Below are 14,874 nucleotides of genomic sequence, written 5' to 3' on the forward strand. Positions count from 1 at the left end.
GCAGGATAATGACGGGTGATTTAGCCATCTAATCCGCGTGCGGAGAGCCGAGTTATCAAAAAATACGCGGTGGCCATACAGATAACTCACTAACTACTAACCTAATAACTAATAAGCAATGAATGCAATCGAAAAACAGGGAAAATTAAAGACCTGCCAGATCAATAACGCACTTGGATTTTTCATGCTTCTTTTCGGATTTATCGTGGTGTTCTCGGTATCACTATCAGAAACATTTACACAGAAGATGACCAACATAATTGCAGGCGGCGTCATTGTATGTATTGGCGGGGGGATGATGTGGAATGCCCGAAGACTGATTAAGAAATATGATCTCAAAAATAAAGAAAACAGGCTAAATCAAACATGAGTAAATTGTTCAATGTGGTATTGTCAGACGGCTGGAAAGTGTTTTCTTCCGAAAGCACTGCGCATTCCGGTCAGGTGCTTTCAACAGATGCTTCCTTTTCTCAGAACGGATATGCAACCAGTGTGCCCGCCACTGTTTTAGGTGCTTTGGTTGAAAATGACGTCTACAAGGACCCGTACTTTGGAGAAAATCTAAAAGCTATTCCGACCGATCAATTCAAGGTTCCATGGTGGTATACAACTACTTTTTCCATTGAAGAAGATCTTTCTGGTCTCTATGGGATGCTGTATTTTGACGGTATTAATTATAAGGCCAATGTCTGGTTAAATGGGAATCTGATAGCGGATAGCGGGCTCATTGATGGAGCATATAAACGGACATCGGTCGATGTGACTACGGCCATACGCAAAGGCGAAAATATCCTGGCCATAGAAGTTATCCCACCTGTGCCCGGTGATTTTAGTACCGGTTTTGTGGATTGGAATCCGGCTCCGCCCGATGGCAATATGGGAGTTTTCAGACCTGTTATACTGCGTCTTCATCGGGGTGTGCGTGTCGAAAATCCATTCGTTCGTTCCCGGATTGATTTTAATGATCCTGTGTCGGCCAAGCTGACCGTTTCAGCAGAATTATCCAATGATGCGGATCAAGCGATCGAGGGTGTATTAAAAGGTAAAATAGGTGATGCTGTGTTTCAACAACCCGTCACTCTGTCACCGGGCGGAAGCAAGGTAAAGGTTGTTTTTACTCCGGAAGATTATGATCCATTAATATTATCCAATCCAAAACTATGGTGGCCCTATCAGTTGGGCGAACCACATTTGTACGATCTGGACATGCGATTCGAAGTGAATGGAGTAGTTTCCAGTGAATCGAGAACGCGGTTCGGGATCCGTGAGATAAAGGATTACTGGCTGGAAGATACCCACAGAGGATACATGGTTAATGGCGTGAAAGTACTGATCAAAGGAGCGGGTTGGACGGATGACTTATTGCTCATGGACAGCCATGAAAAAATTGAAGCCCAGGTCAGATATGTCAAGCACATGAATATGAACTGCATCCGTCTGGAAGGATTTTGGGGAACCGATAAAAAGCTTTATGATCTATGTGATGAGTATGGGATTCTTTTGATGGCGGGATGGAGCTGCCACTGGGAGCATGAGATTCATATGGGCATACCCGTGAATGAACGTTATGGAGCAGTTTACAAACCCGATGACATCGAACATGTGGCTCAGGCCTGGGAGGATCAGTTGCTTTGGTTGCGAAATCACCCCAGTATATTTGTGTGGACAGTAGCGAGTGACAAAGTGCCGATCACTGAACTGGAACAAAAATACATCGATACTTTTGCAGAATATGATCCCGATCGGCCCTATCTGAACTCCACCGGAGGGGTAGGTAGCGACCAGCATGTGATCGGCCCGGAAGATGTTATCAGTGAAATTAGTGGCTCTTCCGGTGTGAAAATGCTGGGTCCTTACGCGTATACCGCACCCGGATATTGGTATACGGACACCCAATTCGGGGGTGCCTATGGATTTAATACGGAAACCGGACCAGGTGCTCAAGTGCCCCAGTTGGAGAGTTTGAGGAAATTTATCCCGGAGGATCAGCTGTGGCCGGTCAACGAAGTCTGGGATTACCACTGCGGTCGCTATGAATTTTCGACCATCAATCGATTTATCACCGCCATCAATGAGCGCTATGGGACGCCGAAAGATATAACAGAATTTGATCGAAAAGCGCAGGCCATGAATTATGAGCTGATGCGGCCGATGTTCGAAGCTTTTCAGGTAAATAAAAAGAAGGCAACCGGTGTGATTCAGTGGATGTTGAATGGGGCCTGGCCAAAAATGTATTGGCAGTTGTATGACTACTACCTCAATCCCAATGGCGCATTTTATGCAACGCTCAAAGCGTGTGAACCACTTCAACTAATCTACAACTATGGGAATCAACAGGTCTATGGGGTGAATGATTACCAACAGCCTGTGAATGGCTTGAAAGCGCACATCCGGGGCTATGACATTCATTCGAAAGTTATTTTCGAAGAAATAATCACCTTTGATGCCGAACCGGATTCATCGGTCTCTCTTTTTCAAATCGAGAAATTAAAGGATATGTCAACGACCTGGTTTTTGGATTTGCGGCTGTATGACGCCAATGAAGTCCCAATAAGTACCAATTTTTATTGGTTGTCTACCAAAGAGGAAATTCTTGATTATGAGGCTGATCTTGGTGATTTTGCCTACCACACACCCAGCAAGCAGTATGCGGACTTGCGGCAACTCAATGAACTCAAGTCTACCACGGTCGCGGTGTCTTATGAGGTTAGCGATGCCAAGTCAGGGCGTGAAATTGTGGTCCACCTGGAAAACACGGGGAATACCATCGCTTTTATGATCAATCTTAAATTGATAGATCAACAAACGAACGAACTGATTCTCCCCGTTTTTTGGAATGATAACTTCGTCAGTCTTCTGCCCGGGGAAAAGCGAACTCTACAGGCTGGATTTGAATCCGATGGCCAACCCGAACTTCAGGTGGAGGGCTGGAATATGAAGAGCATGTGAATGAATATTTTTAAAATGATGGAGTGATACCACTCCGGATAAATATTTAGTTTATGAAAAATTTGGCATTAACGGGTGGTAAGTCTACCCGGGATGTAAAGACGAATCCTTGGCCACAATGGCCGATTTGGGGTCCGGAAGAAGAAAAAGCTTTGCTGGAGGTGTTGCATAGTGGTGTGTGGTCCTATAATGGCCCGAAGGAAACCGAATTCAATAAACGCTTTGCGGAATTCACGGGCGTCCGTCATGCTATTTGTGCCGTGAATGGTACGGTAACCTTACAGATCGCTTTGGAAGCACTCGGCATAGGTCTCGGTGATGAAGTGATCATTCCCGGACTGACCTGGCAGGCGACAGCAGCTACTGTGATCGACGTCAATGCGATTCCGGTGTTGGTTGATGTGATGGAAGATACCTGGTGCATCGATCCGGAAGCAGTACGGAAAGCGATTACCCCGAAAACGAAAGCTATTGTTCCTGTCCATTTGTACGGCGGGTTTGCTGACATGGATGCCATTATGGAAATCGCTCATGAACACGATCTATTCGTTATTGAAGATTGTGCGCACAAACACGGAGGAGAATGGAAGGGTAAAAAAGCTGGAAGTATCGGTGATGTCGGGAGTTTTAGTTTTCAGTTGTCCAAGCATCTTACAGCAGGTGAAGGGGGTGTGGTGACGACCAATAACGTCGACCTGGCAGAGCGGCTGGATGCACTTCGCAATTGTGGGCGAAGACCGGAAGGCGATTCACTGATCGGGGCGGACAAAGGCATTGGAACCTATGGAGACGATGGTAATTTCATACAATCCGGTAATTACAGAATCACCGAATTTCAGGCAGCTATACTTATTGAAGGTTTGAAGAGGATGCCCGGACAAAACGCCACGCGCGATGCGAACGGCGCCTACCTTAATGCGTTATTAAAGGATATTCCTGGTATTACGCCCTTGAGACGAGATGAACGGGAAACTAAAAAAGCGTATTTTAATTTTGCTTTTCGTTACCACCAAGAGGAATTTAAAGGATTGTCTGTGGATCGATTTCGAAGTGCTTTGGAGGCTGAATTGGGGATCGTCGTTGATGCGTGCTATGAACCTTTGAATAATTGTTCGTTGTATGTACCCCATACCAAGCCATCCCGCCACAAGCTGAACGAAGAATATTGGGCCGCTATTGATCCGAAGCGCTTTTCACTGCCGGTGTGCGAACGAATTTACCGGGAAGAATCCGTGTGTTTGCATCATAAGGTCCTGTTGGGGTCTGAGCAAGACATGGATGGGATAGCCGAGGCAATAAGGAAAGTGTATGAACACGCCGATGAATTGATGACAGCATGAAAACCCTACGAATAGCATTAATCGGTGCCGGCTACATAGCGGATTATCATGCGCGGGGTTTACAAACCCTGGATGGAGTGGAAATGACCAGTGTGGTTTCCGGACAACTCGCGAATGCAAAAAAGTTTGCGCAAAAGTACGACATCCCACATGCGTACGATTCCATCGCAGAAGTAGTCGCTGATGATCGGATTGATGCGGTCATCATTAGTACACCCAATGCATTTCATGCGCCCTATGCCATTGAATTTCTCCAAAGCGGCAAGGATGTTTTTCTGGAGAAACCCATGGCGATGGATGCACTAGAAGGCCAGCAAATACAGGATATCGCTGTTCAAACCGGAAACCTGGTTATGGTCGGTCATATGTGGCGGTTTGATGCCGATACAGATTGTGTTAAGCAGAGCATTGAGTCAGGTCGTCTGGGTAAAATCTTTAAAACCAAAGGGTATGGGATCCATGAAAACTGGGGGCCTTCCGGGTGGTTTACGAAGCAAGAACTTGCTGGTGGGGGTGCTTTGGCCGACATGGGGGTTCATGCGATCGATACGGTCAGGTATCTCCTGGGAGATCCCTTGCCGGTGAAGGTATATGCCCGCATAGCGACCCACTTTGGCGATTATGATGTGGACGATACAGGCATACTGATGATTACCTGGGACAATGGAACAGAAAGTATCATCGAGAGCGGCTGGTGGCACCCTCACATGGATGGACCGGAAGCCAGTACCGGACTGTATGGCACCAAAGGCTACGCCAGCCTATTTCCTACGTTTCTGAAATTGACGAAGGGCGAAGAATCCTCAGAGACAATTACTCCGGAACTGCCTGAACGGACCGAACACTGCGACCAGGTGATCTATACGAATCAGATGGCTCATTTTGTCGACTGCATCCGTACTCGAAGCACGCCGGTTCCCGGGATCAAAGAAGGAATGGTGGTTCTGCAGATAGTGGATGCCGCCTATGAATCTTCAAAAAGCGGCGAGGCAGTGAAAATTGGAAGATAACCTGAGAAGATGGTCGATGTCTGGGGGTCGCTTCCTATTCGATGCACTCATTGTAAGCTTCCATTTACCACGTTGCAAAAACAGCTGAACAAATCTTTTCTGAACTAAGAGCGATTATCCTTTGTGTCGTGAAGCCTTAGCGAGAAGTATTTGCATATTTAATCTTCTTGCAACGAATTGGTTCGCTGGTCTTCTTCTTATACCATTTGAATTCATAATTGCCGCATATATTCCGAAATCATCTTCGATGCTCTTTGTCAAAAATACCCGGTGTAACTCCAGCTATACCGGCGTTTCTTTCCTCGACAATCTTTGAATATTTGCAAAATCTTATGCGGCATTATCAAATACAAATGGTATTACTCATCATCTGTTTTTATTATGGGCACGCCGCTATCTTTTATAGCTTTAAAAGCTTCCAGAAAATCCATGGGAATGGGCATGAAAACAAAGGTAGAGCTCTCATCGGCCACTTCATTCATGGTTTGAAGGAAACGGAGCTGTAGGGCTGCTGGTGCTTTTTCGATCATATGCGCTGCATCAACCAGTCGTTCGGCAGCCTGAAACTCCCCTTCCGCATTGATGACCTTTGCCCGTCGATCCCGTTCGGTCTCAGCTTGCCGGGCCATGGCGCGTTTCATGTTTTCAGGCAGGACAACATCCCGGACTTCCACAGACACAACTTTGATTCCCCAGGGATCTGTATGGCGATCGATGATTTCCTGAATCTGTTTGTTAACCTTTTCACGTTCTGCCAATAGTTCGTCCAATTCTACCTGGCCTACGATACTTCGGAGCGTAGTTTGGGCGAGCATGGAGGTGGCGTGGATGTATTTTTCGACCTGTATCACAGCACGTTCGGCATCGACCACCCGGAAGAAGGTGATGGCATCCACATTCACTGTCACGTTGTCTTTGGTGATTACTTCCTGTTTGTCGACGTTGATGGTCAGGACCCGCAGATCTACCCGTTGTATTTTATCAATGAACGGAATCAGGAAAATCAGCCCCGGTCCTTTTGTGCTCATGTATTTACCCAATCGAAAGACCACTGCACGTTCATACTCACGAAGTATTTTAAACATTTGAATGAGCATCATAAAGGCAATGACGATAACAGGAATCACCCAACTGAGTTGATTGACCAAATTTTCCATAGGATTCATATTTAGATTATTAGGTTACAAAATAAACAAAAAAGGCAACTTTTTCAGATCCACTGTGCAGGGATGGCTCATCCAGCCTTTTACTTGGTTTTAGGTGGTTTCTGGATTTATTTTTTTTACGGTCAATTGAAGGTTGTGAATGCTGATAACTTCACATTTCATTCCCACTTCCAGCGTATCTTCACTAACGGCATTCCAGTACTCTCCAAAAAGGAGAACACGACCACCGGTCTGGTCGATCCGGTCTACTACTTCTGCTTTTTTCCCAATCATCGCTTCTTTACCGGTTTTGCTTTCGCGAAACTGGGCGCGGATCCCTTCGGCGGCCACCCAAATAAAAAATAGTGCGGTTAACACGGTGGCTGGAATCAACCAACCCAACGAGATGGACATTGGCTCGGGTAGATCTTGGAAAAGCATAAGGGCTCCCAGGAAAAATGAAACAGCACCACCGGCGATTAATAGGCCAAAAGTAGGGGTAAAAGCTTCCGCTATAAACAGCGCAATGGCTAATCCGATTAACAAAAATCCGGCCATATTGATCGGCATGGCGGCAGATGCAAACAGTAACAGGATAAGCGCGATTACACCCGACACACCGGGAATAATGGCACCTGGATTAGTTATTTCGCCAATAATGCCGTAGATGGCTACCATGGTGAGGATCAACATCACTTCAGGCCGCATGGCAAACCCCAGCAAGCTTTCCATGAGATTGGGTTTTAAGATCACTATTTCTGCGGACCGGGTTTCAAGGGTTTTACCAGCTACTGTTTTACCGTTTATTTTTTCCAGTAAGTCTTGGCGACTTGAAGCGATCATATCCACTACATTAAGCTCCACTGCTTTATCTGCTGTAATAGACTTGCCATCGCGGACTGCTGAAATCGCCCAATCTGCATTGCGTCCCCGACGGTTTGCGATGGATTCGATATAACTTTCTGTGTAGTTAAATATCTTTTTTTGCATCACGGTGTCCGGTTGGGAAGAGCCAGACGGACCCATCTGTACCGGAGAGGCCGCACCGATATTGGTGGCGGGTGCCATCGCCGCAATGTGTGCAGCCATGGTAATAAAAGTACCTGCACTTGCCGCTGAAGCACCCTCAGGGGCTATATAAACGACAATGGGTAGGTCATCGGAATCCAAAATAGCCTGGACGATATTCTTGGTCGATTCCAGGAGACCTCCCGGGGTATCCATTTCGATGATCAGGGCAACAGAACCTGATTCCCGCGCTTTTGTAATACCCCGCTTGATATAATTCGTGGTCGTCGGTGAAATGGCACCGTTGACATTGATCAGAGTGACCTCTTTGTTTTGGGAGAAAGCAGAGTCCGGTTGCGCAAAGCTGCATAGAACCAGTGTGACTGAAAAAAGAAATATAAAGAGGTGTTTCATCGCGATTTGTTGATTCTACATGGTGTCAGTAATTATTCATACGAAGTAGGATATGCATATATGTAAGGCATTAACAGGAACAACAAACAGATGAAAGGATTAGTTCTTGAGTTTGAGACCAGAATGCATAAAATGGCATTTGTATTCCATATATAATGCTGTGGTTAATTTGGTTTCTCATCCTTAGAAGGATTCTGTCTGGTTGCTATTAGCAATCTGGGAAGATAAATCCGCAAATCGATTTTTGAATTCCAAAGGAGTCATTCTGGTGTATTTTTTAAATACATGGGAAAAATAGGCAGGAGAGGAATAGCTTAACTTATACCCAACGTCTTTCATGGAGTCTGTTTTAGGAATTATTTCTTTAGCCTTTTCTATCTTGAGGCTGTTAATGTAATCGATGGGGCTCCGACCAATATGTTCTTTAAACTTGTGTTTGAACCTGGATTGAGATAAATCTGTGATCTCACTTAGTTCTTCGATGGTCAACTGTTCCCAAATATTTTCATTAATGTATGTCACTACTCTTGAGATGTCTCATGGAAGATCAACGCTATTGTCAGATTTGGACAATTCGATAACTTCTAGTAAAATACTTACAATACTATTGAAGATATGAAGATTGATCAAAGGTCGGTCCCTGGATCTGCATTGGCTTTCAAGAGTTCTGAACCGTTGACGGATACGTTGATTTCCGGGAAAATGAACATGAGGGGCATTAAGCAGTTCCGAATACAAGGATTCACTCCAGCTTTTTTTAAATCCTAACAACGATTGATTTTCGTCCGGGGCTTTCAAGATTATCCAGTAGAGGCTCCCGATTGATTCAGGGTAATTGCTGGTGCCGTGAATTTGATTGGGTTTTGTTAAAAGAAGGTCCCCGCCTTTTAAAAGATATTCCTTGGATTCTATTTCATAAATTTGTTTGCCAGTTTCCAGGTAACAAATCTCAAACATGTTGTTGTGCTGATGTTGTTTTAAAACCTGCCCTGCTCTTTGGTAAGTATAGTGACCCAATAGCATAATACTCGAAATTCCCGTATCTCTCAGATCATATATCTTCCGGTCTGATGTCGATCGAAAATCTAATTGCACTTCCATTTCTATCAATATTGTGCTGTAATATAATAATTATACGATTCTATATAGAACTCCTATAGTTTTAATTAGCGAAAACAATAGGATTTTGAGGTGGGTGGATCAAAGGTTACAGGTTATGAGTTCTATAAGGGTAGCGTAGAATATAAAATCATGTTATTACAAAATCCAGATTGGTAATTTACTCCACATATTTAAATCCCATGGAATGTTGCAAATTATTTCAGGATAGAAGTATTTTGTAAATTTAATTGGATCGAAATCAATAAAATAAAATGACCGCTAAATTATTATTTTTTGTTGCGTGTTTAGCAAGTACCATCGCAGTAGCTGTTTCTTGTTCGGCACCTTCCACAGATGATATCGTACTCGTTAACCATTCTTACGGTGAAGAGTGGACCACCACCCCGGTATCATTTGACGTGGAGCTGAGTGAGGCTCTCCTGACAGCAGCTAGGGAGAACAGGCTGGTATTAACCGGGGTTTCTGATCATGCAGAGATCTCTGTTCAGCTGGACAAAGAATTAAACGCACATAAGTTCAGAATAACAGCACTCCTGCCGGGAGGCCATACTGGGAAGCAGGAATACCAACTCACAGCAAAGGATAAGCCAGCATTTTCCATTATTCAGGCCGAACCAGGTCAGGAGAGTGCCCAACCATTCATTACTGAAGGGAATCAAAAGGTGCTCCAATACAACTATGAGAAAGTTCATGCCGAGGATGTTGTGCGGCCAGGGGGCGAAAAAAAAGAATTGACGTATTCTGAATTTTCATCGGGTATCTATTATGAAGAATTATTAAAATCGCACCCCACCTATCCAAAGGACACGGTGCTCACAGGTGCCGTGTATGGCGTACCTAGATCTGATTATATCCATCCTTTATACGGTTTGAATGGCGAAATGTTAACCCGCGATTGGCCGGATGGTGGACACCCTCATCACAGAGGGATATTTTGGGCGTGGCCTGAGGTGGAATATAATGGTCAGCGAGGTGATATTTATGCTTTACAAAGGGTCTTTGCCCGTCCAACAGGGAAAATTGATTTCATCAGCGGGCCGGTGTATGCTCAGATCTACGCTGAAAATCGTTGGATGTGGGAGGATGAAGTGCCCATTGTTCATGAACAGGTGACTATCAGAGCGTACCGTGCCAACGATAGACAAAGAATCATAGACTTGACACTGGAATTCCAGGCACTCGAAGAAAACATAACCCTTGCTACTCGATTTACGGACAGTTATGGGGGGTTAAATATTCGAATGCAAACACCGGAAGAACAGGAGATTTCGTATTTTACGGATGAACCAGGGGGCAGTCCTTCGAGAGCATGGGCCGATTTTAATGGAATCTTTGAAGGAAATGAGGCCAAATCAGGATTGATGATATTACAACATAAATCCAATCCGGAATATCCCGGCGACTGGGTGGAGTATCCGAACCTATCCTGGATCCAGCCTACTTTTCCAACGCCCAAGTCCAGGTACCGATTGAGTCTCACGGAGCCATTGGTGTTGAGATACCGCTTTGTGGTGCATGCGGGAGGTGAACCAACTCCTGATGTATCAAAGGCCTATTGGGATGCTTATAATTCTCAAAATTTACCCCAGGTAAAGGATCGATAGGAAGCTGATCCAGAAAGAAAACTGAAGACATAATGAAGGCAAATGCCAAAGGAACTGCCTCGATAAATTCACCAGATTTGAATAATTAAACATTAACGACAATGAAGAATAAATCCAACATTACCAGACGGCAATTTGTAAAGAACAGCTCTATGGCAGCTTTCACACTTCCTTATATTGTACCTTCATCTGTATTGTCCCGCCAGGGGAAAACATCGCCCAATGATAAGATCAATCTGGGAATTATTGGTTGTGGAGCTCTGGGAAAAGCAAACCTTAGAGCTTGTCTGCAGGATGATGGTGTAGAACTGGTTGCTGCCTGTGATGTATGGGACAAGAGACTCGACCCAGTGGTGGAACAACATAAGGACACCTGTACCGGTTATCACGATTACAGGAAAATGTTGGAACACCCTGGTCTGGATGCAGTCATCGTAGCCACGCCGGCGCATTGGCACGCCCTACAAGCCGTAGCAGCCGCGGAAGCAGGTGTGGCTGTCTATTTACAAAAACCGATGTCCATGTTTCCCGCAGAAAGCCTCGCTATACGCAATGCGTTCCGGAAACACGGAACGATCAATCAGATCGGTACACAGATTCATTCCGGTGACCACTACAGGAGAATGGTCGAGTTGGTGCGTTCAGGAAATCTGGGGGATATAGCTACCGTACGAACCTTTTTTGTGATGAATGAAGCCCCAGATGGTATCGGGTCAGGGAATAACAGAGATACCGCACCCAAGGGGTTGGATTGGCAGCAGTGGGTGGGTCCGGCTCGCATGCAACCCTTCAACCCACATCTGGTTAAAGATGCGTTTTATCATTGCTTTTGGATGGATTTTAGTGGTGGTTGGACACCGGGGATGGCTCCTCACATTACGGATCTGCCCATATGGGCTCTTGATTTGGGTTATCCCACGGAGATTAGTGCGATGGGTGGCCGGTATATAATCCGAGACGACGGCGATGCATATGACAACCATGAAGTGATCTGGCAATATCCTGAACTCACCATGACCTGGATGAATTCCTCGACCAACAGCCACGGATGGGCATTTCAAAAGGCAGACAAAGATGGAGTGGGTTATGAAACAGGTACAAGGAGACGATTGGGGATTTATTTCCATGGCGCAAATGGTACATTGATCACAGATTATAATTCTCATATTTTAGTTCCTGAAGGGGATAGAATGGCGGGTATGGCTGCACCGGCAGAGTCTATTGAATCCTCACCCGGACAGGAGCTTGAGTGGCTCGAGGGAATCAGATCAGGTCAACAACCGCTGTGCAATGCTGATTACCATATTAAAGTGGATTTGCCCATACAGCTCAGCATTTTGTCTCTCAAGCTCGGACGCTCGATTAAATTTGATCCTGAAACTGAAAAGATTGTGGGGGATGATATAGCTAGTCAAAAGGCGATCCCGGAGTATCGTTCTCCCTGGAAATTTCCGTCAGAATACTTGTAATGTGGTATATATAGTATCTTCCTGAAATCACAGACCATGAAAGGTAATCACCGAAGAAAATTTTTAAAACAATCGCTAACGGCCGGGCTGGGCCTGGGAATTGTGACGGCCGCAAATGCTTTTCATGAACCAACCACAGAACCTGCTAAGAAAGTTGGAATGATCGGCTTGGATACCGGCCATAGTATTGCATTTGTTAAAGCATTAAATACAGCAAAAAACCATGAATTTGACGATTATAAAGTAGTAGCTGCTTATCCGAAGGGAACCGATGATATTTTGGAGTGGAAAAACAAAATTCCAGAATTCACAGCCGAGGTAAAAAAACATGGTGTGGAAACAGTAAACTCTATCTCCGAACTACTTCAAAAAGTTGATTTTGTGATTTTGACCACCATTGATGGGAACAAACACTTAGAGCAAGTTTTACCTGTATTGAAGTCTGGGGTGCCTGTATTTGTAGACAAACCTTTTGCGGCTTCGATAGAAGAAGCACGTAAAATTGCACAAGCGGCTGATAAGTATCATACCCCCCTATTTTCCTCTTCTTCATTGCGGTTTATGAAAGGCGCTCGTGAAGTAAGGAATGGAAGCCTGGGAACAGTGAATGGAGTAGAGGCTTATAGCCCCGCACACATCGAACCACATCATCCGGATTTGTTTTGGTATGGTGTGCATGGGGTGGAAATATTATTCACCCTTATGGGGACCGGATGTCAATGGGTAGAAAGGACATATACTTATGATACAGATCTGGTGATCGGAATGTGGGATAACGAAAGAATAGGAACTTATCGCGGCATCAGAAAAGGGAAAGGGGGATATGGCGCTGTAGTCTATGCAGAGGAAGGGATTGAATATCTCAATAATTTTGATGGGTATAACGGACTATTGCATGAGATCATCAAATTTTTTAATACCCACCAACCTCCGATAGATATTGAAGAAACATTAGAAATTTTTGCTTTTATGGAAGCCGCCGAGCAGAGCAAACATAGGGATGGAGAAAGAATTTATCTGAGTTCCATATAGAGCAAATCGATGGATTTATTTCTAACGATTCCTGCTGATGGGGATTCAAGTTGTGTGAATTAACGGGGTTGCGAATTAGTAGTCGGTGTGATGTGCCCGATACCGGACCTGTAGAGAGTATCTCGTTCGCTGAATATAGATTTTCATAGCCGCATCTGAGCGTGCGGATGCTTTTAGGAATCCAGACACCGGAAATTTCTCCAGTTCTTGAATTCAGAAAAAAAATGGATCCACTGTATTGTCGTAGAGAATAATGAATTGAAATACATGTAAAATTATTGATTTAAAAATGAACAACACCAATTGGAAGGATGATCAGGAGCTTTTTAGCGCAATGAAAAAAGAATTATTTTCTGCGGTCATAGGAGACGCCATGGATTCAATGAATCTCATACATCAGTTTATGCCACCCAACATCCGTCCTTTGCAAAAAGACATGGTGGTCGTTGGGCGGGCATTTCCCGTGGTGGAAGCAGATATTGGCTCATCCGTCATCAATAAAGACATCATTGACAAGCCATTCGGTGTTATGCTTGAGGCGCTGGATGATCTGCAACCCAATGAAGTTTATATTTGTTCGGGGTCGTCGCCAAACTATGCCGTCTGGGGAGAAATAATGTCAATCAGAGCACAAAGTCTGGGCGCTGCTGGGGCTGTGCTGGACGGCTACTCCAGGGATACTGCCGGCGTATTAAAAACCGGATTTCCGACCTTTTCGTACGGGCCGTATTCACAGGATCAACAGGCCAGGGGCAAAGTGGTAGACTATCGGGTACCCATCACCATTGGAAAGGTTACTATTCATCCGGGTGATATCATCTACGGTGATTTTGACGGGGTCTGCATCATTCCTCAGGACTTCGAGAACGAGGTCATAGAAAGAGCTTTGGAGAAAGCCAGGTCAGAAAAAATTGTCCAAAAAAAGATTCAGGAGGGGATGAGTGCGTGTGCAGCTTTTGAAAAATACGGGGTTATTTAATACTATGATGCAGGATTTGAAAGGTAAAAATATACTGATAACAGGCGGAGGGGGGAATGGGTTAGCTTCCGGAATCTGTAAAGCACTTGATCAAAACGGTGCTCAACTAATTATCAATGATGTTTCGGAAAACCATTTTACGAATCTTAGAGATAAGTATCCTCATGCTGTTTTTATCCAGGCGGATATTTCACGTGCGGAGGAAGTAGAAAAGATTTTTGAAGAAATCGAAAAGACGGTAGGGAAATTAGATGGATTGGTGAACAATGCAGGTATAGGATTGGTCGAGTACGCTCATAAAGTGGACAGCATTGGATTTGATAAGTTGTATGATGTAGACGTCAAGGGGCTTTGGCAGGTGTCAAAAAACTTTGTAAATCATCTTCTAAAGCATGACCATCTTGGAAACATTGTGAATGTTACTTCCATACATGTTTTAAAAACCGTGGGTAAATATGCGTTGTACTCCAGTGCAAAATCTGCAGTAGAAGGGTTGACGCGGGGAATGGCCGTTGAATTGGGCAAAAATAATATACGGGTTAATTCGGTTGGACCCGGGTTCGTACATTCTGATCAAAATATACACTTACTTCAATCTCTTACCGATGACCCGGAAAAATGGGTCGATGACCATGTTAATCATTATCAGGTTGTTAATCGGGTGATGGAACCAGTAAAGTGTGGAAATGTCATTGCCTTTTTATTATCACAGCTCAGCGAAGGAGTGACAGGACAATCAATTTACGTAGATCATGGGACATCTCTAATGCTTTATGGAAACGACTTTATAAAGAAATAAGTG

At 44.6% G+C, this 14,874-nt stretch carries 13 protein-coding genes; 9 read left to right on the forward strand and 4 right to left on the reverse strand.

Annotated elements, in window-relative coordinates; translation table 11 throughout:
• Window positions 1-118 precede the first annotated feature (118 nt).
• Genes KUV50_RS10150 through KUV50_RS10165 form a run of 4 tightly spaced genes read left to right on the forward strand, consistent with a single transcriptional unit; the run spans window position 119 to window position 5,299 of the window.
• Window positions 119-370 carry a hypothetical protein gene (locus KUV50_RS10150; protein ID WP_222580034.1) on the forward strand — a complete coding sequence of 84 codons (252 nt, stop codon included), beginning with the start codon at window positions 119-121 and terminating at the stop codon, window positions 368-370.
• Window positions 367-2,949, forward strand: a complete 2,583-nt coding sequence (locus KUV50_RS10155; RefSeq protein WP_222580035.1) for a glycosyl hydrolase 2 galactose-binding domain-containing protein — start codon at window positions 367-369, stop codon at window positions 2,947-2,949. The genes KUV50_RS10150 and KUV50_RS10155 overlap by 4 nt, the downstream gene beginning before the upstream one ends.
• Before the next feature lie 53 nt (window positions 2,950-3,002).
• On the forward strand, window positions 3,003-4,289 hold the full coding sequence (locus tag KUV50_RS10160) for a DegT/DnrJ/EryC1/StrS family aminotransferase (protein WP_222580036.1): 1,287 nt from the start codon (window positions 3,003-3,005) through the stop codon (window positions 4,287-4,289).
• Window positions 4,286-5,299: a Gfo/Idh/MocA family protein gene (locus KUV50_RS10165; RefSeq protein WP_222580037.1), complete on the forward strand. Its 1,014-nt coding sequence runs from the start codon at window positions 4,286-4,288 to the stop codon at window positions 5,297-5,299. The genes KUV50_RS10160 and KUV50_RS10165 overlap by 4 nt, the downstream gene beginning before the upstream one ends.
• Before the next feature lie 359 nt (window positions 5,300-5,658).
• Here KUV50_RS10165 and KUV50_RS10170 read toward each other — a convergent pair whose 3' ends face one another.
• The 4 genes from KUV50_RS10170 to KUV50_RS10185 form a co-directional block, all read right to left on the reverse strand.
• Entirely contained in the window at window positions 5,659-6,456 is a 798-nt protein-coding gene (locus KUV50_RS10170) for a slipin family protein (RefSeq protein ID WP_222580038.1), read from the reverse strand.
• Between the two features lie 99 nt (window positions 6,457-6,555).
• Window positions 6,556-7,866, reverse strand: coding sequence for an NfeD family protein (locus tag KUV50_RS10175; protein ID WP_222580039.1), 1,311 nt, complete (start codon window positions 7,864-7,866; stop codon window positions 6,556-6,558).
• A gap of 183 nt (window positions 7,867-8,049) precedes the next feature.
• On the reverse strand, window positions 8,050-8,388 hold the full coding sequence (locus KUV50_RS10180) for a helix-turn-helix domain-containing protein (protein ID WP_222580040.1): 339 nt from the start codon (window positions 8,386-8,388) through the stop codon (window positions 8,050-8,052).
• A gap of 15 nt (window positions 8,389-8,403) precedes the next feature.
• Window positions 8,404-8,967, reverse strand: a complete 564-nt coding sequence (locus KUV50_RS10185) for an AraC family ligand binding domain-containing protein (protein ID WP_222580041.1) — start codon at window positions 8,965-8,967, stop codon at window positions 8,404-8,406.
• 272 nt (window positions 8,968-9,239) lie between these two features.
• Here KUV50_RS10185 and KUV50_RS10190 point away from each other — a divergent pair, with 272 nt between their 5' ends.
• The 5 genes from KUV50_RS10190 (at window position 9,240) to KUV50_RS10210 (ending at window position 14,871) form a co-directional block, all read left to right on the forward strand.
• On the forward strand, window positions 9,240-10,592 hold the full coding sequence (locus tag KUV50_RS10190; RefSeq protein ID WP_222580042.1) for a DUF6807 family protein: 1,353 nt from the start codon (window positions 9,240-9,242) through the stop codon (window positions 10,590-10,592).
• Between the two features lie 101 nt (window positions 10,593-10,693).
• Window positions 10,694-12,061, forward strand: coding sequence for a Gfo/Idh/MocA family protein (locus KUV50_RS10195; RefSeq protein WP_222580043.1), 1,368 nt, complete (start codon window positions 10,694-10,696; stop codon window positions 12,059-12,061).
• A 36-nt stretch (window positions 12,062-12,097) separates the two neighbouring features.
• On the forward strand, window positions 12,098-13,093 hold the full coding sequence (locus KUV50_RS10200) for a Gfo/Idh/MocA family protein (protein ID WP_222580044.1): 996 nt from the start codon (window positions 12,098-12,100) through the stop codon (window positions 13,091-13,093).
• 289 nt (window positions 13,094-13,382) lie between these two features.
• Window positions 13,383-14,072 carry an RraA family protein gene (locus KUV50_RS10205; RefSeq protein WP_222580045.1) on the forward strand — a complete coding sequence of 230 codons (690 nt, stop codon included), beginning with the start codon at window positions 13,383-13,385 and terminating at the stop codon, window positions 14,070-14,072.
• A 4-nt stretch (window positions 14,073-14,076) separates the two neighbouring features.
• Window positions 14,077-14,871, forward strand: coding sequence for an SDR family NAD(P)-dependent oxidoreductase (locus tag KUV50_RS10210; RefSeq protein ID WP_222580046.1), 795 nt, complete (start codon window positions 14,077-14,079; stop codon window positions 14,869-14,871).
• Window positions 14,872-14,874 lie beyond the last annotated feature (3 nt).

The organism is Membranihabitans marinus, assembly GCF_019802045.1.
In the GTDB taxonomy this organism is placed as follows: domain Bacteria; phylum Bacteroidota; class Bacteroidia; order Chitinophagales; family Saprospiraceae; genus Membranihabitans; species Membranihabitans marinus_A.

Excerpts from the sequence above, each read along its gene's own strand:
- KUV50_RS10155 (WP_222580035.1), top strand. The coding sequence starts at position 367 with ATGAGTAAATTGTTCAATGTGGTATTGTCAGACGGCTGGAAAGTGTTT.
- KUV50_RS10195 (WP_222580043.1), top strand. The coding sequence starts at position 10,694 with ATGAAGAATAAATCCAACATTACCAGACGGCAATTTGTAAAGAACAGC.
- KUV50_RS10165 (WP_222580037.1), top strand. The coding sequence starts at position 4,286 with ATGAAAACCCTACGAATAGCATTAATCGGTGCCGGCTACATAGCGGAT.
- KUV50_RS10210 (WP_222580046.1), top strand. The coding sequence starts at position 14,077 with ATGATGCAGGATTTGAAAGGTAAAAATATACTGATAACAGGCGGAGGG.
- KUV50_RS10200 (WP_222580044.1), top strand. The coding sequence starts at position 12,098 with ATGAAAGGTAATCACCGAAGAAAATTTTTAAAACAATCGCTAACGGCC.
- KUV50_RS10205 (WP_222580045.1), top strand. The coding sequence starts at position 13,383 with ATGAACAACACCAATTGGAAGGATGATCAGGAGCTTTTTAGCGCAATG.
- KUV50_RS10160 (WP_222580036.1), top strand. The coding sequence starts at position 3,003 with ATGAAAAATTTGGCATTAACGGGTGGTAAGTCTACCCGGGATGTAAAG.
- KUV50_RS10175 (WP_222580039.1), bottom strand. The coding sequence starts at position 7,866 with ATGAAACACCTCTTTATATTTCTTTTTTCAGTCACACTGGTTCTATGC.
- KUV50_RS10170 (WP_222580038.1), bottom strand. The coding sequence starts at position 6,456 with ATGGAAAATTTGGTCAATCAACTCAGTTGGGTGATTCCTGTTATCGTC.
- KUV50_RS10150 (WP_222580034.1), top strand. The coding sequence starts at position 119 with ATGAATGCAATCGAAAAACAGGGAAAATTAAAGACCTGCCAGATCAAT.
- KUV50_RS10190 (WP_222580042.1), top strand. The coding sequence starts at position 9,240 with ATGACCGCTAAATTATTATTTTTTGTTGCGTGTTTAGCAAGTACCATC.
- KUV50_RS10185 (WP_222580041.1), bottom strand. The coding sequence starts at position 8,967 with ATGGAAGTGCAATTAGATTTTCGATCGACATCAGACCGGAAGATATAT.